Here is a 20883-nt window from a genome sequence, read left to right on the forward strand (position 1 = left end):
CTCCAAGCGAGAACCGCGCCAAGGCGGAAAAACGAAAAAACCCTCCTCGCGTCGCCGGGAGGAGGGTCGAAGGACGGCCTCGCGGCCCCCTTATTTCTTGGCGGGAGCCTTGGCTGCGCCTTTGGCGGGCGCGGCTGCCGCGGCTGCGGGCGCCGCCTCCTCACCGCCGCCGACGGGCGGCGAGATGCTCACCACGGTGAAGTTCTTGTCCGGGTTCGTGGGCTTCGCCCCCCTGGGCAGGGCGATGGCGCTGATGTGGACCGAATCGTTGAAGTCCAATCCGGTCAGATCGATGGTGATCGCCTCCGGAATATCGTCGGCCGGGACCCACATCTGGATCGTGTGGTAGACGATGTTGAGCGCGCCGCCGCGCTTAAGGCCGGGCGAAGCCTCCTGATTGACGAAATGCACCGGCACTTCGAGCTTGACCCGCTGGCCGGGCTTCAAACGCAGGAAATCGACGTGAACCGGAAAATCCTTCACGACATCGAGCTGATAGTCGCGCGGGATGGCGCGCTCCTTCTTGCCGTCGATGTCGAGCTCGAAGATCGTCGTGAGGAAGTGCCCCGCGAAGATGAGCCTCGTGACGTCGCGCGAATTGAGCGAGAGCGGGGTGGGATCTTCGCCGCCTCCGTAGAGGACGGCGGGCGTGCGGCCTTCGCGGCGTGTCGAGCGGGCGGCCCCCTTGCCTGTCCCGCTGCGAACCGCGGCCGCGAGAGTCTTGGTCTCGGCCATGGCTGGTTCCTTTAGTCAAAAGAAAAGCGCGCCTCTCGCCTCCAGGGGTGTCGGAAACACGGCGCGCGGCGCCAGTCTATAGGGGAGGGCGGGGAGAGAGGCAAGACGGGGCAAACAGGGTCAAGAACGGCGGCGGGGTCGGCTCGCCGCCCCGAGAGAGGCGTCCTCCTACGCGGGAACCAGCGTTTCGCATGACTTTTCACAACCACCAGGCGCCAAAGACAATGGTGAGAAGCGTCAGTGGCGCGCCGACCTTGAAATAGGTCCAAAAGTCGATGTCGACGCCTTGGGCCCGGGCGCGCTGGGCGACGATGAGATTTGCGACCGATCCGACGAGCGTCAGATTGCCGGCGAGCGTCGAGGCCATCGCGACGATGAGCCAGGCTCTTTTCGGATCGGCGAGACCGTCGACGAAAGGCCGCATCACGAGCACCGCCGGCACATTGCTAACGAGGTTCGACAGACCGGCTGTGATCGCGGTCAAGACCGGCGCCGATGCGAGGTCGAGCCGTCCGAGCTTGCCGACCAGCTCCGGCGTCAACAGAGTCGTCTCCAACCCGGTGACGACGATGAAAAGGCCGACGAACATGAGCAACAGCGGCCAGTCGATCTCGCGATAGACTTTGTCGGCCTTGACCTTGCGCGTGAGGAGCAGCAGCGCGCCGCCGACGATCGCGACCTTGGCGACGGGCTCTCCCGCAAAGAACAGGATCATCATCCCCACGGTCACGAGCACCGCCTTCATCGCGAGCGCGCGGTGATAACGGGTTGGACGCTGCGCGAGGATCGGGAGCCGCGCGGCGACGAGAAACTCGCGGCGATAGGCCAGGGCGATCAGCGCTGTCGTGGCCAACAGGCCGACGAGAGCCACGGGCCAGAGGGCGGCGGCGAAGGCTCCATAAGGAATCCGCGAGAAGGCGCCGATGATCATGTTTTGCGGATTGCCGGTGATCGTGGCCGTGCTGCCGACGTTGGAAGCCATCGCCACGGCCAGGAGATAAGGAACGGGATCGCGCTTCAGCCTCCTGACGAGCTGGAGCACGATCGGAGTCATGACAAGGCAGATCGCGTCATTGACCAGAAAGGCGGAAAGCAAGCCCGAAACCAAGATGATGGCGAAGAGAAGCAGCAAGGGGTGATGAGCCCGGGTCACCGCATAATTGCTGACGAGTCGGAAAAAGCCCGAGAGCCGCAAATTGGCGACGACGATCATCATGCCGAGGAGCAGCGTGATCGCGTCGAAATCGATCGCGTGGTACGCCTCGTCGAGCGAGACGACGCCGAGCCCGACCATGAAGCTCGCCCCGAGCAGCGCCGCGCCGGCGCGGTCGAGCTGATAGCCCGGAAGCTTGCCGATCGCGATGATCACGTAGGTCGCGATGAAGACGAGGGTTGCAACCGCGGTCTTGCCGTTTCCGCCGTTCGGCGCCGATTGCAGCGCGAAGGTGATCGCCTTCCCCGCCACGAAGAAAAGAGCGGCGGCGAGGAGCGACCCGAGAACGACGAGCGCGACGCCCGAAAGCGCCGCCCGCAAACCGACTGGAGCGTTTTTGGCTGAAGTCGCAAGCGCGAGCGCGTGGGGTTCGGCGCCTTCGCTTTTTGCCGAGGGCGCGCTCGAATTCATGTCCATCAAGCAAGACTCTGTCGCGGATCGGAAGCGAAGTTAGCATCCCTCGGCGCGGCGCCAAATCCGCGCGTCTCGGGCATCGCCAAGGCAAGGATCAAGAACGCCGCGAAGGCTATGGCGGCGAGGGTCAGGAATGTTGCGCTATATCCCGCGCTGACCACGATTAGCCCCGCGACCATGTTGCTCAATGACGCGCCGATCCCTTGCGTCGTCGCGATCACGCCCTGGCTGACATTGTAGCGGCCCGTGCCGCGCATGAGGTCGGCGAGCATGAGCGGGACCAGGGCGCTCAATATTCCGGCGCCGACGCCGTCGAGGAGCTGGACGCCGATCAGCCAGGAACGGTCGTCGGAGAAGGTGTAGAGAACGCCGCGGATCGGGAGAATCCCAAACGCAGCGAGGCATAGGGGCTTGCGTCCCCAGGCCTCGGCTCTGCGGCCGACGAGGATCGCCATAGGCAGCATGACGAGCTGCGCAGCGACGACACAGGCCGACATGAGCGCGGTTTCCTGTCCCTTATTGGCAAGAGCCAGCTTTTGTCCAATCAGCGGCAGCATCGCCGCGTTGGCGAAGTGGAAGAGGGCGATGCAGGAAGCGAAGATAAGGAGCGGCTTGCAGGTGAAGAGCACGCGCCATCCGGACGGCTGAGGAAGACCGCGATCGCCATCGCCGTCGAGACCTCGCGCGCGCGCGTCATCGATCACGCCGGGTGGAATGGCCAGGACAGACCAAGCCGCGAGCAGCGAGAAAAGCGGAACGAGGAAGAACACGGCGGTCTGGGAATACGCCCAACCGACGAGACCCGCGATTAGAGCAATCGAGATATTGCCCGCGTGGTCGAAGGCGGCGTTCCTGCCGAGCCTGGACGCGAGGCCGTGCGAGCCGAGAATGCCGAGCGTGATGGCGGCCACCGCGGGGGGAAATAAATCGCCGGCGACGCCCATGACGGCTTGCGCCGTCAGCACGACGGGAAAATTGGGCGCCAAGGCGATCGCCAGGGCGCTGAAGCTCACCATAACCACGCCCACGACGATGATCGCGCGCTTGCGATGACTGGCGTCGATGAAGGCGCCGATCGGCGTCTGAAGCGCAAGTCCGAGGACGCCCGCGACGGTGGCGACCACGCCGATCTCCGCTTGGTTCCAGTGCTGTTCCGTGAGCAGGAACACGCCCACATAGGGCCCCAGTCCTCCTCTCACATCCGCCAGGAAACAGTTGAGCCAATCGAGCGGCGAGCGAAACGGCTGCGCCGCTACGAGCGGAACATGCGCCCCCGGGCGCGGCGTATCGGTCTCGTTCGCGGCTTTCATGTCTGCGTGGGTGTCGTCAGCGGGAAGGCGGGCTTCGCGGTTTTGGCGAAACGCGGAACGGTGATGAGATAGCGCCGCTCGAGGGGCCGAGCACCTTCCCCTTGTCGAAACCGACCTCGCTCTTTTACCTAAAACATGTCCCGGAACAGTGCGAAGCGGTTTTCCAGACAAGCTCTAAGTTTCTGACTTGGCGCAATTCCCTATCGCTCGAACGATTCCGTTCAAGCGGGAAACGCGCGCTAGGTCCTTAGCCGAGGGTCAGTCTCGCGCGGCGCTTGCACGGCCAGAGGGCCATCGTGAAGAAGGTCCGCTATCGATCGCCACCAGGCCTCGCCAGCGGATTGGGCGTCGGCTCGGCGATCTTGATCAGCGTGTCCTTGTCCGTGTGCTTGAATTCCTTGCGGCCGCCGAGCATCAAGATGGTGGTTTCGTCGTAGGACCATGTCCCATCGGCGTTGATCGACACCTTGATGCGATATTCGTCCGTGCGGAAAGCCTCTTCGAGAAACGGATTGGAGCAGATGCCGTAGGTCGTGAGACCCCGAGTGGCGACAAGCTCGAACGTCTTTGCGTTCGGCGCGGCCTTGCCGACCGCCATCGCCGTCTGCCCACGCGGAATCGTCATCGTCTGAATGACGGTCCCCGTCGCGGGCTCCCAGAGCCAATAGCCGAGCTGATCGTGATAGGTTTCCACCTCTCCCGGCTTCACGACATGCTGGTGATAGCGCAGCCCATAAAACAGTTGCGGGCCATTTGTCTGCGGGTCGATTGGCTGAAGCTCCAGGCGCTCGACATAGGTCTGCGTATGCGGTCCGTCCGCCTTGGGCTTGACGTCCATACCTTTCGAGCCGCGCCACACGCCCGCCATGGGCCCCAAGGGACCGAGGTTGCTGAGCGTGTGGATGTCGACGTTCGACGGTTCCGTGTAAATGTCTGTGTAGTCGCCGGCGTGAACGTCCGACATGCTGGCCTCCGCTCTTCTCGAGCATGTCCCGGAAAGCCCAAAGCGATTTTCCGGTAGCAAGGGGAGGCGTCGCGGAGTCCTGAGACGATTTCGCGACGCCGAGCTCAAGGCGCATCATACACAAGGTCGCGCCGTTCACGAAGCAGGCGAGCGCTCTATTTGGCGCCGAAAATTACGGCGATGGCCTTTGCCTGCAAGCCGCGGTCGGGCGCCGCGCTGTCGATGCTCGCATTGGCGCTCGGCAAATTGATCCCGGCCTTGGCGAGCTCATCGATGAGTTCCTCGACCGGACGCCCCGCCAAGGGCGCGACTTTGGCGATCGGCGCTTTCGTCAGCGCCCTCAACGCCAGGACTTGCGGCGGCGGGCCTTTCTGGCCGGGAAGCGAGACGAAGGTGAGAGCCAGCACGACGGCGCTGACGCCGATGATGGCGCGGCCCATCCGGCTTGAGGTGAAGTAGCGCTTGAAGGCAGGCCAATTGACGATGGCGTGCGTCGCGACGCCGCCGATCATCACCCAGGACAGCCATTGATGCGCGAGCTTGTTCAGCCCCGAGTCGAGATGGAAAAACATGAGCAGGCCCGTCACGCTCATGAGGCCGAAGGCGCCGATGGTGAGCGGCGTGGCCCATTCTCTCGAGATCTTCACCGATCGATGTCCTTTCTCTGATCGACCGCTTGCAAGAAGGCGTCGTCGCCGTTCTTGCAGTCAGTCATTGTTTTGGCGGTCGCAAGCCGCCTCGCAGGCCTCTGCGGCCGGCGGCGCGCCGCGCTTCGACTCCCGCTACAGCCGCTCTATTTTTCGCGCGGCCTCGTCGATGAGATCGGCGACGGAAAACAGAAGCTCCTTCTCCGGCTGACCCGACAAGCGCTCGCGCAGCACGGCTTTGAGATTGCTCATCGCCCGAAAGACCGGACCCGCATCCACGACCTCGTTCCTTTGGCGCAACTCTTCGAGGCGCGCCAGCGCGATCTCGGCGTCCTTGCGGTTCTCGGCGAGATGCGCCGCGCCGGCTGCGGTGATTGCATAGAGCTTTTTGGCGCCTTCCGTCGCTCGCGCCTCGATGTGTCCGAGCTCCTCGAGGAGGGTGAGCGTCGGATAAACGATGCCGGGGCTCGGCGCATAGGCGCCGCCGGTGCGCGTTTCGATTTCGCGAATGATGTCGTAGCCGTGCCGGGGCTCGCTCTCGGTGAGAAGCAGGATGACGAGGCGAAGCTCGCCCCCCTCGAACATGCGACGTCTCCCGCCGCCTCTGCCGCCCCGTTCGCCGTCACCGAAGCGTCCGCCAAATCCTCTGTGGCCGAAGCCCTCGTCATGACGTCCCCCGCGCATGGCGCGCGGGCCTTCAAAGCCGGGCCAGGGGTGATGGCCCCCCTGCCAATGACTGTGTCTCATAAAACATGTCTCCTTTTGTTTAGACAGATATAAGATATATCTTAAAGCTATCGCGTCAACCGCTTCCAGCTAAAATTGTGCGCCGGCTGCGCGGGCCAGATCGCGGTCCCCCGCCTCGAGCCGCCGGGTCGCGCCGCGTTCAGGCGCTTCGCCGAGCGCAAACGATGGGAATAATTCGCTTTTTCGGCGTCGGGAGCTAGAGGAGCGCCTCACGGCGCCCCGCGCCGCGGCCAAGATCGACGCGGCGATCGAGGCCGAGGACGCAGAGCTGGCGGAGAGCTTCCTCGCGCTCGCGCATCAGCGCGGGGTTCCCATCGATCCTGCGATCGAGGCGCGCGTCGCTGCCGGAGCGCATAGGTTTGAGCGCTCTCAAGATCGCGCAAAAGACCGGACGCTTGTCGCGCGCGCTGACCGCATCATTGGCGCGCCTCGCCGCCGCAGCCCTCGACCGCGACGCCTTGGGAGCAATGCTCGCGGCGATTGGACGGGCCAATGTCGCGGCCGGAGGCGTGCTGCGTCCGGCGGCATTCAAGGGTTTGCAGGCTGTGGGACGCGACGCTGGCGAAATCTACGCGAGGGCCGGCGCGCGCGGCTTGAATGACGCGCTGGCGCTCGCCCAGTCCTAGGGAGAGCTGCGCCAAGCGGCGCGGCTTGCGGCCAAAGAGGGCGTAAAGACCCGCGCCATACTGACGCTGCTCGGCCGCTCGGCTCTCCTCGTCGCCTCCGTCGCGGCGACGACGGCTTTCTGGACTCTCGCCCTGCTCGCGCAGCTCGTCGCGCTGGCGGCGATAACGCAGCGCCTAGAGCATGTCACGGAAAAGCGCGGAGCGGTTTTCCGGGCAGGACATGCTCTAACTTCTTGAGTTTGCGCGATTCCTTATCGCTCGAACGATGCCGTTCGAGCGGAAAACGCGCTAGGCTGGCGGCTTGGCGAACAGCTCTTCGGGACGCACAGGAGAGGGAGCGGGCTTCTTCCCTCCTCCGCGTGAGCGGGGCAGGGCCGGCGAGCCGCCTCTCAGAACGGAATGTCGTCGTCGAGCTCGTTCGAGAGCCTCGAGGTTGCGCCGACCGGCGCGGGGCGACGCTCGCCTCCCGAGCGCTCCATGGGCGAGGAGCGGCCGAAGCTGCCGGCGCCGGCGCCGGCGCCATAGCCGGCCTGGTCGTAGTCTCCGCCCTCGGAGCGAGAGCCCTTGCTGTCCAGAAGCGTCAGCTCGCCGCGGAATTTCTGCAGCACGACGTCCGTCGCCTTGCGGGAATTGCCGTCTTTGTCGGTATACTCGCGCGTCTGCAGCGACCCTTCGAGGTAAATCTTCGAGCCTTTGCGGCAGTACTGCTCTGCGATCTTGCCCAGATTATCGTTGAAAATCGAAACATTATGCCATTCGGTGCGATCCTTGCGCTCGCCCGTGTTGCGATCGCGCCAGCTCTCGGTCGTCGCGACCGAGAAGGACACGACGCGGTCGCCGGAAGGCAAGGTGCGCACTTCCGGATCGCGGCCCAGATTGCCGACGAGGATTACTTTGTTGACGCTGCCCGCCATCTCACTCTCCTTCACGCTGGATCCCACCCTAGAGCAACGCGCTCCTTCCCGCCCGGCGGGAAGGGCGTTTATCCACAGCTGGGTCGCCGAGGCGGATGTTCCATATTTGTTCTAGACCTAGACCGCGCCGCGCGCAAGCGGCATTTTTCTGAATTTACCCTAGCGCAAGCGTGGATTCATCTTAAGTCGCGTGGCAAAGGAGAAAGCCAAGGCCCGCGTGGCTCCTCCTCTGCCAGGTCAAAGCTTTAGATGGCCAGTTCCCGAAAATCGACCGCGCTCGCGAAGAACGCAGATGCGCCGCAACTCGCCTTCGACGCGCAAAGGGCCGACGACCGCGTCATCGCGATCCGCGGCGCGCGTGAGCACAATCTGAAAAACGTCGATCTCGTCATCCCGCGCGACAAGCTCGTCGTCTTCACTGGGCTTTCCGGCTCCGGCAAGTCGTCGCTCGCTTTCGACACGATCTATGCGGAAGGCCAACGCCGCTATGTCGAGTCGCTTTCGGCCTATGCGCGTCAGTTTCTGGAGATGATGCAGAAGCCTGACGTCGATCAGATCGACGGGCTCTCGCCGGCGATCTCGATCGAGCAGAAGACGACCTCGAAGAATCCGCGCTCGACGGTCGGCACGGTGACCGAGATCCACGACTATATGCGGCTGCTTTGGGCGCGCGTCGGCGTGCCTTATTCGCCCGCGACGGGGCTGCCAATCGAGAGCCAGACTGTCTCGCAAATGGTCGACCGCGTGCTGGCGCTTCCACAGGGAACGCGGCTCTATTTGCTCGCGCCGGTCGTGCGCGGGCGCAAGGGCGAATATAAAAAAGAGCTTGCCGAATTCACGCGCCGCGGTTTCCAGCGCGTCAAGATCGACGGCGCTTATCATGAGATCGTCGAGGCGCCGGCGCTGGACAAGAAGCTGAAGCACGACATCGACGTCGTCGTGGATCGCATCGTCGTGCGTCCCGACATGGCCTCGCGTATCGCCGACAGCTTTGAGACGGCGCTGGAGCTGGCGGGCGGACTGGCGGTGGTGGAGTTTGCGGATGCAGGGCAGTCGGCAGTCGGCAATGGGCAGTCGAATCCAAGTCCGACTGCCGATCTGCCGACTGCCCAGTCGCCGACTGCCGCCAACGTCTCCACTCATTACGGAGACCACATCCTCTTCTCCTCCAAATTCGCCTGTCCCGTGTCCGGCTTCACGATTCCCGAGATCGAGCCGCGGCTCTTCTCCTTCAACAATCCCTTCGGCGCCTGTCCCAAATGCGGCGGCATCGGCCATGAGCAGAAGATTGATCCCGAGCTCGTCGTGCCGGACCCGAAGACAACGTTGCGGAAGGGCGCGATCGCGCCTTGGGCAAAATCCTCCTCGCCCTACTACATGCAGACGCTGGAAGCCTTGGCGCGCCATTACAAGTTCCGGATGGAGACGCCTTTCGCGCAATTGCCGGAGAAAGCGCAACGCGCGATCCTCTACGGCTCGGGCGACGAGGAGATTCGCTTCACCTATGACGATAGCTTCCGCTCATACGACGTGAAGAAGCCCTTCGAGGGCGTCGTGCCGAACCTCGAGCGGCGTTGGCTCGAGACGGAAAGCGAATGGTCGCGTGAGGAGATCGGCCGCTATATGTCGGCGACCCCGTGCAAGGCTTGCGCCGGATTTCGCCTGAAGCCCGAGGCGCTCGCCGTGAAGATCGCGCAAAAGCACATTGGCGAGATCTCGGAGACGTCGGTGCGCGCCGCCGCCGACTGGTTTTCCGCGCTGCCGGAAAAGCTCAACAAAAAGCAAAATGAGATCGCCTATCGCATCCTCAAGGAGATACGCGAGCGGCTCACTTTTCTCATCGACGTCGGTCTCGATTATCTGACTTTGTCGCGCAGTTCCGGGACGCTTTCCGGCGGGGAAAGCCAGCGAATCCGTCTGGCTTCGCAAATCGGCTCGGGATTGACCGGCGTGCTCTATGTGCTCGACGAGCCCTCGATCGGCCTGCATCAGCGCGACAACGACCGGCTGCTCGACACGCTCAGACGCCTTCGCGACCTCGGCAACAGCGTGATCGTCGTCGAGCATGACGAGGATGCGATCCTTGCCGCCGACTATGTGGTGGACGTCGGCCCCGGCGCCGGCATTCATGGCGGCGAGATCGTTGCGCAGGGAACGCCCGCCGAAATCATGGCGAACCCCAAATCGCTGACCGGCCAATATCTGACCGGCGCGAAGCAGGTGAAGCTCACGCATAAGCTGCGCAAGCCGACGCCCGGCCGTTGGCTCAAGCTCTTCGGCGCCAAGGGCAACAATCTCAAGAACGTCGACGCGCAAATTCCGCTCGGCCTCTTCACGTGCATCACCGGCGTCTCGGGCGGCGGCAAGTCGACGCTCGTGATTGAGACGCTCTACAAGGCCGTGGCGAAGCGTTTGAGCGGCGCGCATGAGCATCCCGCGCCCTTCGACCGGCTGGAAGGCCTGGAGCAGATCGACAAGATCATCGACATCGACCAGTCGCCGATCGGCCGCACGCCGCGCTCGAACCCCGCGACCTATACGGGCGCCTTCACGCCGATCCGCGAATGGTTCGCGGGCCTGCCCGAGGCCAAGGCGCGCGGCTATGCGGCGGGACGCTTCTCCTTCAACGTGAAGGGCGGACGCTGCGAGGCCTGCCAGGGCGACGGCGTCATCAAGATCGAGATGCATTTTCTGCCCGACGTCTATGTCACCTGCGACGTCTGCAAGGGCAAGCGTTACGACCGCGAGACGCTGGAGGTGAAATATAGGGAGAAGTCGATCGCCGACGTGCTGGCGATGACGGTCGAGGAGGCGGCTTCGCTCTTCAAGGCCGCGCCGGCGATCCGGGACAGGCTGGAGACCTTGAAACGCGTCGGTCTCGAATATATCAGCGTCGGCCAGCAGGCGACGACGCTTTCGGGTGGCGAGGCGCAGCGCGTCAAGCTCGCCAAGGAGCTCGCGCGCCGCTCGACCGGCCGCACACTTTACATTCTGGACGAGCCGACGACCGGCCTGCATTTCCACGATGTGGCGAAGCTTCTGGAGGTGCTGCACGAGCTCGTCGAGCAGGGCAATAGCGTTGTCGTGATCGAGCACAATCTCGAAGTGATCAAGACGGCGGATTGGGTGATTGATCTTGGGCCGGAAGGCGGCGACGGCGGCGGCGAGATCGTCGCGAGCGGCCCGCCCGCGGAGATCGCGAGCAATGCGCGTAGCCACACGGGGCGATATCTCGCCGAGGCGATGGCGAGGAGAGGTCGCGAACCAACGGAAGCGGCGTCGGGCGGTCGAAAAAAGCGATAGCTGAATCATCGCGCGGCTCGGGCCCTCCAAGCGTTCGCCGCCGCGCTTCTTGAAAAGGTGCTAGACCTCTATCCCGCACAATCCTTTGGCTCCTTTGAGGGAGGCTAGAATGGTCCACAATCCGCCCTCTGACGCGCCGATCGCGCTCACGACCGAAGTCTATCGCCAATCCCTGCTCAAAGTAATCGGGCTTGGGTTGGGAAGCTTAGCTTTTGTCGTCATCGGCGTCTCCATGCTCGGTGACCCCACGGTGGAGGAGAACTGGACGGCCTGGGCGGTCATTGCGTTTTTCGGCTTTTGCGGGCTTGTCGCCCTTGCTCTGGCGATCCGCCCGCAGACGCTAACGCTCGACAGGAACGGCTTTACGGTAGCAGGCGGTTTCGTACCCAAACCGCATCACACCCGTTGGAGCGACGTCCAGGGCTTTTTCGTCTACAGCCCACAATTTGGCGTGAAGATGATCGGGTTCAATTATGCGCCAGGCAAAGCGCCGCAGAGCGTGCTTGTAAAGATCAGTCGCTGTCTTGGCCCCGAAGCCGGCATCGCTGGAGGCTGGGAATTGTCGCCAGGTGACCTCGTCGAAAAATTGAACGACTACCAACGCCGCGCCCTCGGCGCCTAGTTATCGACGGCTCAGCCAACCCGAGAACACCCTCTGCTGACGCGACGAAACCTGCTTCTAAACGCCTCCGCGCTCGCCCTCGCCGCGCCGCGTCCGTCCTATGCGGAGGAAGCGCCGCCGACGATCCTAAAACTGCGGCGGCGCACGATCGAGGTGAACGGCAAACCCGCTTCACTGCTTGGCATTGAGTGAGACGGCGGCGTTCAGGGCGTCACGACGCATGTCGGCGATCGGTTTCGCGTGCGTGTCGAGAACGAGCTCAGCGAGCCGAGCCTCGTTCATTGGCATGGCATGACGCCACCCTGGCGCGAGGACGGCGCGCCCTTCGTCTCCGCGCCGCCCATTCCGCCCGGAGGCAAGGCCGATTATGATTTTCCGCTGACCTTCGGCGGCACTTATTGGATGCATTCGCTCTGGAATCGCGGGAAGGCGCAATTGCACGGCGGCGATGCAGGCGACGCCAAAGTCAACTCACTTTTCAGCGCAAGAATGCGCTACCCGTCCGCCGGCGCCGCGACAAAGGCGTCGGCGAAGTCCGAGACTGCATGCACGAAAGTTCCACCGCATGACCTCGCCCCATTCCGAAACCATCCGCGTCGCCTTCGACTCCGCTGCCGCGAACTACGACGCGCAGCGGCGCAAGCTCATTCCGGATTTCGACAGCTTCTACGGAATCGCGCTCAACCTCCTGGAGGAGGCGGTGGGCGATCGGCCCTTCGCCTGCATTGATCTCGGCGTCGGGACCGGTCTCTTCTCCGAGATGGTCCTACAACGCTTTCCGCGCGCGACCATCGAAGGCTTAGACTTCGCGCCCAAGATGATCGAGACGGCGCGGGGGCGCCTTGCGGGTTACGGCGAGCGCATGCGCCTGCGCCTTGCGGATTATGATCGAGCGCCGCTCGGCGGCCCGGTCGAGGCTGTCGTCTCGGCGCTGTCGATCCATCATTTGGAGCATGAGGCGAAGCGCCGTCTGTTCCGCGAGATCCATGCGGCGCTCGCGGCAGGCGGCGTCTTCGTCAATGCGGATCAGTCGCTCGGCGTCACGCCCGAGGTGGAGGCTGCCTATCAGGCGCGCTGGGAGCACGACGTCAAGGCCGCGGGCGTGAGCGACGAGGACTTCGCGGCAGCGCAGGGACGCGTAGCGCTCGATCGCAGCGCGACCTTCGCCGATCAGCTCGCTTGGCTCGAAGAGGCGGGCTTCGCCGACGCCGACATCGCCTGGAAGCGCCATCGCTTCACGGTGTTTTGCGCACGTAAGTGATACGACTTCGGAAATGATGGATGAATGCGAGCCAGAGGCTCGCGGTCCAAAGGAGCCCGGACCGCGAGCCTCTGGCTCGCATTCATCCCGAAGGCGTCAAGCTGGTTCCGCGCGGGCGCGAGACTTTCATTGAAATCCCTCAGCCCGTCGCAAATCACTTCTTCGGCCGCCTGCCGCAACCGCTTACAGAATGAACCGGCTCAGATCCCTGTTCCTCGCCAGATCGCCGATGTGCTTCTCGACGAACTCGCCGTCGACGACGATTTTTTCGCCATGGCGGTCGGAGGCGGTGAAGCTGATGTCGTCCAGCACGCGCTCCATCACGGTTTGCAGCCGGCGCGCGCCGATGTTCTCGACCGAAGTGTTGACCTCCACGGCGACCTTGGCGATCTCCGAGATTGCGCTCGGCAGAAATTCTAGCTCGACGCCTTCCGTGCCGAGCAGCGCCGTATATTGCTTGGTCAGGCAGGCCTCCGTCTCCGTGAGAATCCGCCGGAAATCATCCTCATTGAGCGAGGCCAGCTCGACGCGGATCGGCAGGCGGCCCTGCAGCTCCGGCAGCAGATCCGAGGGCTTGGCGACGTGAAAGGCGCCGGATGCGATGAACAGCACGTGGTCGGTTTTGACCGAGCCATGCTTGGTCGAAACCGTCGTGCCTTCGATCAGCGGCAGCAAGTCGCGCTGCACGCCCTCGCGCGAGACGTCGGCGCCTCCGCGTCCCTCGCGCGCGCAAATCTTGTCCATCTCGTCGATGAAGACGATGCCGTTGTTCTCGACGTCGCTGATCGCCTCGCGCACACATTCGTCATTGTCGATGAGCTTGTCGCTCTCCTCCGCGATGAGCGGCCCGATCGCGTCCTTCACATGCAGGCGCCGCTTCTTGGCGCGACCCTGGAACGCCTTGCCGAATATGTCGCCGATCGAGAAAGCCGTGACGTTCCCGGGCATGTTGGGCAGCTCGAACATGGGGCCGGAGGGACCCGTGGAGGCGATCTCGATCTCGATCTCCTTCTCGCCCAGCTCGCCCGCGCGGTAGCGCTTGCGAAAGGTCTCGCGCGTCTGCGGCGAAGCGGCCGGACCGACAAGCGCGTCGAGCACGCGTTCCTCGGCGGCGAGCTCCGCGCGCGCTGCGACGTCCTTGCGCTTTCTGTCCTTGACGAGGCTAATGGCGACCTCGACGAGATCGCGCACGATCTGCTCGACGTCGCGCCCGACATAGCCGACCTCGGTGAATTTCGTCGCCTCGACTTTTAGAAACGGCGCCTCTGCGAGCTTGGCGAGGCGTCTGGCGATCTCCGTCTTGCCGCAGCCGGTCGGGCCGATCATCAGAATGTTCTTGGGCAGAACCTCCTCGCGCATCGCTCCTTCCAGCCGCAGGCGGCGCCAACGATTGCGCAGGGCGATGGCGACGGCGCGCTTGGCCTCTCGCTGTCCGACGATGTAGCGATCAAGTTCGGAGACGATCTCGCGCGGCGAGAAATCGGCCATGGGATTTTCCTTTGTAACGGCAATCGGCAGCGGGCAGTCGGCAGTCGAGGAATCTGCGTTCATCGAATGCCTATTGCCGACTGTCGGAATTAAATCGTCTCCACGACCACATTGTGGTTGGTGTAGACGCAGATTTCCGCGGCGATCGTCATGGCGCGACGGGCGATGGTCTCGGCGTCATGCCCGCTGTCGAGCAGGGCGCGCGCCGCCGCGAGCGCGTAATTGCCGCCCGAGCCGATCGCGGCGACCGCTCCGTTCGCGTCGCCCTCGGGCTCCAGCACGTCGCCGGAGCCGGTGAGGACGAGGCCCGCTTCCTTGTCGGCGACAAGCATCATGGCTTCGAGGCGTCGCAGATAGCGATCCATGCGCCAATCCTTAGCGAGCTCGACGCAGGCGCGGGTGAGCTGACCCGGATATTGCTCGAGCTTCGATTCGAGCCGCTCGAACAATGTGAAGGCGTCGGCGGTCGCGCCGGCGAAGCCCGCGATGACCTCGCCCTTGCCGAGTCTCCTGACCTTCTTGGCGTTCCCCTTCATGATCGTCTGGCCGAGGCTGACTTGGCCGTCGCCGGCGATGACGGTCTTGCCGCCCTTCTTCACCATGACGATCGTGGTCGCGCGCCAGATTCCGCCACGCGCTTCTTTTTCCTTGTCCATTCCTGCCTCGATGATGGGACCTTAGGGTGAGCATCTAAGAAGTTCGCGGCCTTCGGGCAAGTGCGAGGCTGCGAAGGCAAGTGCGAGGCTGCGCAGGCAAGTGCGAGGCTGCGACCCTCGGCGGCCTTCGCGCGGCGCCCTTGTCCTTCTATTTCTTCCTCACAGTATTTCTCCCTATTTCGCCATCGTCGAATTCGTCACAGAATTGACAGGCGCGCTTCACGAAGCTGAGGCAAAAAGGGGCGCTTGAGCGGCGGCGGCGGGCAACGAATATTTCAAGAGAGGGCTCCCTGCCATGTGCTTTTCCTTTGCCGCGAGCATCAACGCCAGCCTTTCGCTGGCGGTCATCGGCGGGGCGACCGTTTATAAGGCGGCGCGAAATGATCCCCGGATGCTCGGGTTTGCCGTCTTTCCCCTGGTCTTTGCGATTCACCAGGCCGTCGAGGCGGTTGTCTGGCGCTCGGTCGCCCATCCCTTCCCGGGCGATGAAATATTCCGCTATCTTTACACAGGCATCGCTTTTCTCGTCTGGCCGGTGCTCACGCCCTTCGCCGCGGCCTATGCGGAAACCGATCCTTTCCGGCGGCGCCTCTGGACCCAGATGCTCTATGTCGGCGAAGCCTTGGCGCTTTACCTCTTCATCAAGCTGGCCCTGGCCGACGGCATCGACCTGACGGTCTACGAACATGCGCTGGCTTATGATCCCGGGTTCGAGCGCCCGCCGCTCCTCGCTCACTTCCTCTATGTGGCGCTGACGGTCGTCCCGCTCGTTTGCTTCAACAATCGCGCACTGCGTCTCTTCGGCGTCCTCGTGTTCCTTTCCTTCATCTACGCGCTCGCGAACAACCGCCCCGCCTGGTACTCTCTCTGGTGCATGTCCGCGGCGGTCTTCAGCTTCATTCTCGCTTTCGCGATCAAAGAGAGCGCGAAGTCCTCCGTGGACCAAAAAGTCCGAGCATAGAGCGCGATCCAGGCGTCCCTCGCTTCCTTCGCCAAGGGGATTGGCGTCATGGCGAGCGCAGCGAAGCAATCCAGGAGTAAAAGCCGGTATCCAGTTTTTCGCATCGCAAAGTGCGAAGAGCTTTCCGGTCAGGCCATCCTCCACCTTTTTGATTTGGCGCGTTTCCTTATCGCTCGAACGATCCCGTTCGAGCGGGAAACGCGCTAAGTTTCTGATGTGGAGCGAGTCTCTATTCGGCGAGGCCTTCCGCTTGCGCGACCTCGAGAACCGCTTGCGCCTCGGAGGCCTCGCGCTGGCGATTCCACATGGCTGCATAAGCGCCGCCTTCGGCGAGAAGCGCCTGATGGGAACCGCGTTCGACGATCCGTCCCTTGTCGAGAAATATGATCTCATCGGCGTCCACGATCGTCGACAGCCGATGTGCGATGACGAGCGTCGTCCGCCCCTTGGAGACGCCGCGCAGCGCGCCTTGAATTTCATGCTCCGTGAAGCTGTCGAGCGCCGACGTCGCCTCGTCGAGCACCAATATGCGCGGCTCCTTGAGGATCGTGCGCGCGATGGCCACACGCTGCTTCTCGCCGCCCGAGAGTTTTAGGCCGCGTTCGCCGACCTGCGCGTCATAACCGGCCGGAATGGACTCGATGAAGCGATCGATCTGCGCAAGCCGCGCCGCTTCGCGGATCTCCGCCTCGCTTGCCTCCCAACGGCCGTAGCGAATGTTGTAACCGATCGTGTCGTTGAAGAGCACCGTGTCCTGCGGCACCATGCCGATCGCCGCGCGAAGGCTCTTTTGCGTGACCGTCAGAATGTCCTGTCCGTCGATCAGGATGCGGCCGCTTTGCGGCTCGTAAAAGCGAAAGATCAGACGCGAGATCGTCGATTTTCCCGCTCCGGATGGGCCCACGATCGCAAGCGTCTTGCCGGGCTGCACGCAAAAGCTCACCTGATCGAGGATCGGACGAGCTCTCTCATAGCCAAACGTCACCTCGTCGAAGACGATGCGACCTTTCGAGATGGCAAGGCCGGTCGCGCCGGGGCGGTCGTCGATCTCGGGATGCCGGCTGAGAATCTGGAACATGCGCTCGATGTCGATGACCGCTTGGCGGACCTCGCGATAGAAGGTGCCCATGAAGTTCAAGGGTTGATAAAGCTGGATCATTGTCGCGTTGATCAGCACGAAATCGCCGACGCTCGCCTCAGAGTCCTTCAGATCGCTCACACACATCAGCATCATGAGCGCCAGACCAAGGGTAAATATCGCCGCCTGGCCGGCGTTCAGCACGGCGAGCGAGGTATAGGACTCGACGCTCGCGCGCCGGTAGCGCTCCATGGACTTTTCATAGCGCGCCGACTCGCGTTCCTCGGCGCAGAAATATTTGACGGTCTCGTAGTTCAGAAGACTGTCGATCGCTTTGACGTTGGCGTCGATGTCGCTATCGTTCATCTTGCGTCGGATGTCGATGCGCCAATTGGTGGCGAGCGTCGTGTAGGCGAGGTAAACGGCAATCGTGGTGGCCGCGGCCAACGAATAACGCCAGTTGAACTGCCAGGCGAAAATGCCGAGCACGAGCAGGAATTCGACGATGGTCGGGAGGCCTGTCGACATCACGAGCCGCGCCAGCGTCTCGATCGCGTCACGTCCGCGCTCCAATATGCGCGTCAGACCGCCTGTCTTGCGGCTCACGTGATAGCGCATCGATAGTCGATGCATGTGGTCGAAGACGTCGATTGCGAGCTTTTTCACGGCGTGCATCGCGACGGCGGCGAAGATCGCGTCGCGCGCCTGCGTCAGCAGCGAATAGAGCGCGCGCAACATTCCATAAAGGACAGTGAAGCCGGCCGCTCCGACGAGAAGATTGGTCGCAGAGGCGTCGAGATGGCTTTGAAGCGCGTCGGTCGCCCATTTGAACGTGTAGGGCACGAGCGCATTGACGAGCTTGCCGATGATGAGCAGCGCGAAGCAATAGAGCACGCGTCTCTCGAGCTCAGGCTGGCCTTTCGGCCATATATAGGGCCATAGATGCAAGATGGTCGTGACGAGGCTGAATTTGCCGAACGGCGCGCCCTCATCAATAGCGGTTCTGTTTCCTCTCGCGCTTGTCGCTCCCCTCAGCATCGGCCCTTCCGTATTGTCACCTGCTTGACGTCTGTCATCGCGCTTTCATATAGCTCTTTATGCTTACGGGACACCACTGTTGATCTCCTCAGCGGCTTGGGTGTAAGCCGCGCATAAGCGCGAGTCATGACCAGCATCCGAAACATCTGTGTGTATTGCGGCTCGTCTCCGGGCCACGATCCCCGCCATGAAGCTGCCGCGAAAGCGCTCGGCGCTGCGATCGCCCGAGCGGGCATCGGTCTCGTGTTCGGGGGCGGGTCCTGCGGACTCATGGGCGTCGTCGCACGCGCGGCGCTCGACGCAGGCGGCGAGGTCTGCGGGATCATCCCCGATTTTCTAGGCAAGCGCGAGATCGCGCTCGCTGGGCTGACGGAGCTTTGCGTTGTCGCCGACATGCACCAGCGCAAGCGCCTCATGTTCGAGAAGTCCGACGCGTTTGTCGCATTACCGGGCGGAATCGGAACCCTGGAGGAGCTCGCGGAGCAACTGACCTGGATCCAGCTCGGCCGTCATGAGAAGCCGCTCGTCATCGCTGACATTGGCGGATTTTGGCGCCCCTTGCTGCGGCTCTTCGCCCATATGCGCGAGGAGGGCTTCATCCGGGCGAACTATGAGATACGCTACCTCGTGGCCGAACGCGTCGAGGACATCGTTCCGATGATCATCGGCGCCGCGAGCCATCGGCGCTCGGCTGCTGAAGCCGAGATGGTCGAACGATTTTAGGACGCGGTTCCGCAAGTCTCGTGGTTCTGAAGCTGCTTGACGCTTTTGCAGACAGCACTACCTCGCCCCGTCGCGCAGCAGCTTGTAGTTGATCGCGTCGATCAGCGCCTCGAAGGACGCGTCGATCACATTGGCGGAGACGCCCACCGTCGACCAGCGCTCGCCCTTGGCGTCCGCGCATTCGACGAGCACACGCGTCACCGCGTCGGTGCCGCCTTGAAACACGCGCACGCGATAATCGACGAGCTTCACGTCGTCGATATAGCGCTGATAGTCGCCAAGGTCTTTTCGTAGCGCGAGGTCCAATGCGTTGATCGGTCCATTGCCTTCGGCTGCGGAAATCTTCGATTGGCCGTTGACATGGAGCTTGACGATCGCCTCGGCCCCGGCGTCCTCGAGCCCGCCGCTGCGCGCAAAGCGTCGATCCACGGCGACGCTGTAGCGCTCGACGTCGAAGAAATGCGGCGCCTCGCCCAGCAAGCGCTTGGCCAGGAGATAAAAGGAGGCGTCGGCGCCCTCGTAGGCGTAGCCCTGCGACTCTTTTTCCTTGACCTCGTCCAACAAGCGCCCGAGGCGCGGATCGTCCCTGTCGAGCGCGACGCCGAGGCGCGTGAGCTCGGCGACGATATTCGATTTCCCCGCCTGGTCGGAGACGAGCACGCGACGCCGATTGCCGACGCTCTCGGGCGGCACATGCTCATAGGTGCGCGAGTCCGTGAGCACCGCGGAGGCGTGAATTCCGGCCTTTGTCGCAAAGGCGCTGGCGCCGACATAAGGCGCATGCCGGTTCGGCGCGCGGTTCAACAGCTCGTCCAGCGCGTGACTGACGCGCGTCAGATGCTGGAGCGTCTCTCGCGAGACGCCGATCTCGAAGTTTTGGCCGAATTCGTCCTTGAGCAGCAGAGTGGGGATGATCGTCGTGAGATTGGCGTTGCCGCAACGTTCGCCGAGGCCATTGAGCGAACCTTGAATTTGCCGGGCGCCCGCACGAACCGCGGCGAGGGAATTGGCGACTGCCTGGCCCGTGTCGTCATGAGCATGGACGCCGAGCCGATCGCCGGGGATATGTTTCGTCACCGCGCGGACGATGCGCTCGACCTCATGAGGGAGCGAGCCGCCATTGGTGTCGCAAAGCACGATCCATCGCGCGCCGGCTTCCATTGCGGCCTGGGCGCAGGCGAGCGCATAGCTTTCATTGCCCTTGAAGCCGTCGAAGAAGTGCTCGCAATCGACGATCGCTTCCTTGCCGCGCGTGACGACAGCGCGCACAGACTGCGTGATGGCTTGAAGATTGTCCTCCTCCGTCGAGCGCAGCGCGACGCGCACCTGATAGTCCCAAGTCTTGGCGACAAGGACGACGGCGTCGGACGCACAATCGAGCAGCGCCGCGACGCCCGGATCGTTCTCGACCGAGCGGCCTTGTCGGCGCGTCATGCCGAAGGCCGCGAAACGCGCTTTGAGGGGCGGACGCGTGGCGAAGAATTCCGTGTCGAGCGGATTGGCGCCGGGATAGCCGCCCTCGATATAGTCAATCCCGAGTTCGTCGAGCATCGTCGCGATCTGGCGCTTGTCGTCGAGCGAGAAGTCGACGCCGACGGTCTGAGCGCCGTCCCGCAATGTCGTGTCGAGGAGCGTGAGCCTTTCCTTCGTCATTGCGGGCGGCCCGTCGGGGCTGCGAGCCGTGGGTCGACTTCTGGCTTGACGAGCTCCTTGGTCATGCGCGTGCGCCCGAGCCATTCGCCGTCGAGCTCGACTGTGTTGCGGCTTTGCGCCGTAAAGCCGCGGTTCGCGAAAAAATTGCGCGCGGCGTCGGAGGCCTCGACCTCTAGTCTCGCAGCTCTTCTCGCGGCGGCGAGCTTTTCCAATGCGTCGAGCAGCGCCGAGCCGACGCCTCGGCGCGCGAAATCGGGGTGAACATAGAGCATCTCGACCCTCTCGTTTTTTTCGAGCGCCGCGAAGCCGGCGATTTCCTTTTCGACGAGGGCGACGAGGGTGAGCGCTTTCGCGAGCTTGGCCGTGAAGGCCGCCTCGTCGTCGGCGCGCGCGGCCCAGGCGGCGCGCTGACCCTCATCGTAAAAATCCTCGGTGAGCGCCTCGATGCTCTCACGAAAGAGCACGGCGAGACGCGGCGCGTCGGCGAGTAGGAAGGGTCGCAGCGTAGGCGCGGCGTGGAAGCTTCCCAT

General features: G+C 63.4%; 19 protein-coding genes and 1 pseudogene. 7 read left to right on the forward strand and 13 right to left on the reverse strand.

Annotation, left to right across the window (positions count from 1 at the left end; genetic code table 11):
- Nucleotides 1-90: 90 nt before the first annotated feature.
- The 7 genes from QMG80_RS10870 to QMG80_RS10900 form a co-directional block, all read right to left on the reverse strand.
- A complete protein-coding gene (locus QMG80_RS10870) occupies nucleotides 91-735 on the reverse strand; it encodes a 50S ribosomal protein L25/general stress protein Ctc (protein WP_085772844.1) in 645 nt (214 codons plus the stop codon).
- A gap of 199 nt (nucleotides 736-934) precedes the next feature.
- A complete protein-coding gene (locus tag QMG80_RS10875) occupies nucleotides 935-2365 on the reverse strand; it encodes an ArsB/NhaD family transporter (protein WP_245299973.1) in 1431 nt (476 codons plus the stop codon).
- Nucleotides 2365-3672 carry an MFS transporter gene (locus QMG80_RS10880; protein ID WP_085772845.1) on the reverse strand — a complete coding sequence of 436 codons (1308 nt, stop codon included), beginning with the start codon at nucleotides 3670-3672 and terminating at the stop codon, nucleotides 2365-2367. The genes QMG80_RS10875 and QMG80_RS10880 overlap by 1 nt, the downstream gene beginning before the upstream one ends.
- 310 nt (nucleotides 3673-3982) lie before the next feature.
- Nucleotides 3983-4636 (reverse strand): FABP family protein, encoded by a 654-nt coding sequence (locus QMG80_RS10885; protein ID WP_085772846.1) that lies wholly within the window; start codon nucleotides 4634-4636, stop codon nucleotides 3983-3985.
- Nucleotides 4637-4791: 155 nt separating this feature from the next.
- On the reverse strand, nucleotides 4792-5283 hold the full coding sequence (locus QMG80_RS10890; RefSeq protein WP_085772847.1) for a DUF4405 domain-containing protein: 492 nt from the start codon (nucleotides 5281-5283) through the stop codon (nucleotides 4792-4794).
- A gap of 135 nt (nucleotides 5284-5418) precedes the next feature.
- Entirely contained in the window at nucleotides 5419-6030 is a 612-nt protein-coding gene (locus tag QMG80_RS10895) for a PadR family transcriptional regulator (RefSeq protein ID WP_085772848.1), read from the reverse strand.
- Nucleotides 6031-6226: 196 nt separating this feature from the next.
- Nucleotides 6227-6385 carry a hypothetical protein gene (locus QMG80_RS10900; RefSeq protein WP_158658850.1) on the reverse strand — a complete coding sequence of 53 codons (159 nt, stop codon included), beginning with the start codon at nucleotides 6383-6385 and terminating at the stop codon, nucleotides 6227-6229.
- A 4-nt stretch (nucleotides 6386-6389) separates the two neighbouring features.
- Between QMG80_RS10900 and QMG80_RS10905 the strand changes: the two genes are divergently transcribed.
- On the forward strand, nucleotides 6390-6656 hold the full coding sequence (locus QMG80_RS10905; RefSeq protein ID WP_085772849.1) for a hypothetical protein: 267 nt from the start codon (nucleotides 6390-6392) through the stop codon (nucleotides 6654-6656).
- Nucleotides 6657-7045: 389 nt separating this feature from the next.
- Here QMG80_RS10905 and ssb read toward each other — a convergent pair whose 3' ends face one another.
- Nucleotides 7046-7570: a single-stranded DNA-binding protein gene (ssb, locus tag QMG80_RS10910; RefSeq protein ID WP_085772850.1), complete on the reverse strand. Its 525-nt coding sequence runs from the start codon at nucleotides 7568-7570 to the stop codon at nucleotides 7046-7048.
- A gap of 249 nt (nucleotides 7571-7819) precedes the next feature.
- Here ssb and uvrA point away from each other — a divergent pair, with 249 nt between their 5' ends.
- The 4 genes and pseudogenes from uvrA (at nucleotide 7820) to QMG80_RS10925 (ending at nucleotide 12756) form a co-directional block, all read left to right on the forward strand.
- The gene (gene uvrA, locus QMG80_RS10915) at nucleotides 7820-10873 is read left to right on the forward strand and encodes an excinuclease ABC subunit UvrA (protein ID WP_085772851.1); all 3054 of its coding nucleotides are present in this window, start codon (nucleotides 7820-7822) and stop codon (nucleotides 10871-10873) included.
- Nucleotides 10874-10982: 109 nt separating this feature from the next.
- Entirely contained in the window at nucleotides 10983-11495 is a 513-nt protein-coding gene (locus QMG80_RS10920; protein ID WP_085772852.1) for an STM3941 family protein, read from the forward strand.
- A gap of 240 nt (nucleotides 11496-11735) precedes the next feature.
- Nucleotides 11736-11858: pseudogene (locus QMG80_RS21715) on the forward strand (multicopper oxidase domain-containing protein); the annotation flags it as partial.
- A 202-nt stretch (nucleotides 11859-12060) separates the two neighbouring features.
- Complete coding sequence (locus QMG80_RS10925; RefSeq protein WP_085772854.1) at nucleotides 12061-12756, forward strand: class I SAM-dependent methyltransferase; 696 nt, start codon at nucleotides 12061-12063, stop codon at nucleotides 12754-12756.
- 183 nt (nucleotides 12757-12939) lie between these two features.
- On the opposite strand, the gene hslU is transcribed toward QMG80_RS10925, so the two are convergent.
- Nucleotides 12940-14244 (reverse strand): ATP-dependent protease ATPase subunit HslU, encoded by a 1305-nt coding sequence (gene hslU / locus QMG80_RS10930; protein ID WP_085772855.1) that lies wholly within the window; start codon nucleotides 14242-14244, stop codon nucleotides 12940-12942.
- A gap of 89 nt (nucleotides 14245-14333) precedes the next feature.
- A complete protein-coding gene (gene hslV / locus QMG80_RS10935; protein ID WP_085772856.1) occupies nucleotides 14334-14900 on the reverse strand; it encodes an ATP-dependent protease subunit HslV in 567 nt (188 codons plus the stop codon).
- A gap of 295 nt (nucleotides 14901-15195) precedes the next feature.
- On the opposite strand from hslV, the gene QMG80_RS10940 reads away from it, so the two are divergent.
- Entirely contained in the window at nucleotides 15196-15861 is a 666-nt protein-coding gene (locus tag QMG80_RS10940) for a DUF6629 family protein (RefSeq protein WP_085772857.1), read from the forward strand.
- A 229-nt stretch (nucleotides 15862-16090) separates the two neighbouring features.
- Here the strand turns inward: QMG80_RS10940 and QMG80_RS10945 are convergent, their stop codons facing one another.
- Nucleotides 16091-17977 (reverse strand): ABCB family ABC transporter ATP-binding protein/permease, encoded by a 1887-nt coding sequence (locus QMG80_RS10945; RefSeq protein ID WP_085772858.1) that lies wholly within the window; start codon nucleotides 17975-17977, stop codon nucleotides 16091-16093.
- Nucleotides 17978-18103: 126 nt separating this feature from the next.
- Here QMG80_RS10945 and QMG80_RS10950 point away from each other — a divergent pair, with 126 nt between their 5' ends.
- Nucleotides 18104-18700: an LOG family protein gene (locus QMG80_RS10950; RefSeq protein ID WP_085772859.1), complete on the forward strand. Its 597-nt coding sequence runs from the start codon at nucleotides 18104-18106 to the stop codon at nucleotides 18698-18700.
- Between the two features lie 57 nt (nucleotides 18701-18757).
- Here QMG80_RS10950 and cimA read toward each other — a convergent pair whose 3' ends face one another.
- Entirely contained in the window at nucleotides 18758-20353 is a 1596-nt protein-coding gene (gene cimA / locus QMG80_RS10955; RefSeq protein ID WP_085772860.1) for a citramalate synthase, read from the reverse strand.
- The gene (locus tag QMG80_RS10960; RefSeq protein ID WP_085772861.1) at nucleotides 20350-20883 is read right to left on the reverse strand and encodes a GNAT family N-acetyltransferase; all 534 of its coding nucleotides are present in this window, start codon (nucleotides 20881-20883) and stop codon (nucleotides 20350-20352) included. The genes cimA and QMG80_RS10960 overlap by 4 nt, the downstream gene beginning before the upstream one ends.

Origin of the sequence: Methylocystis bryophila, from assembly GCF_027925445.1 — a bacterium.
Taxonomy (GTDB): Bacteria; Pseudomonadota; Alphaproteobacteria; order Rhizobiales; family Beijerinckiaceae; genus Methylocystis; species Methylocystis bryophila.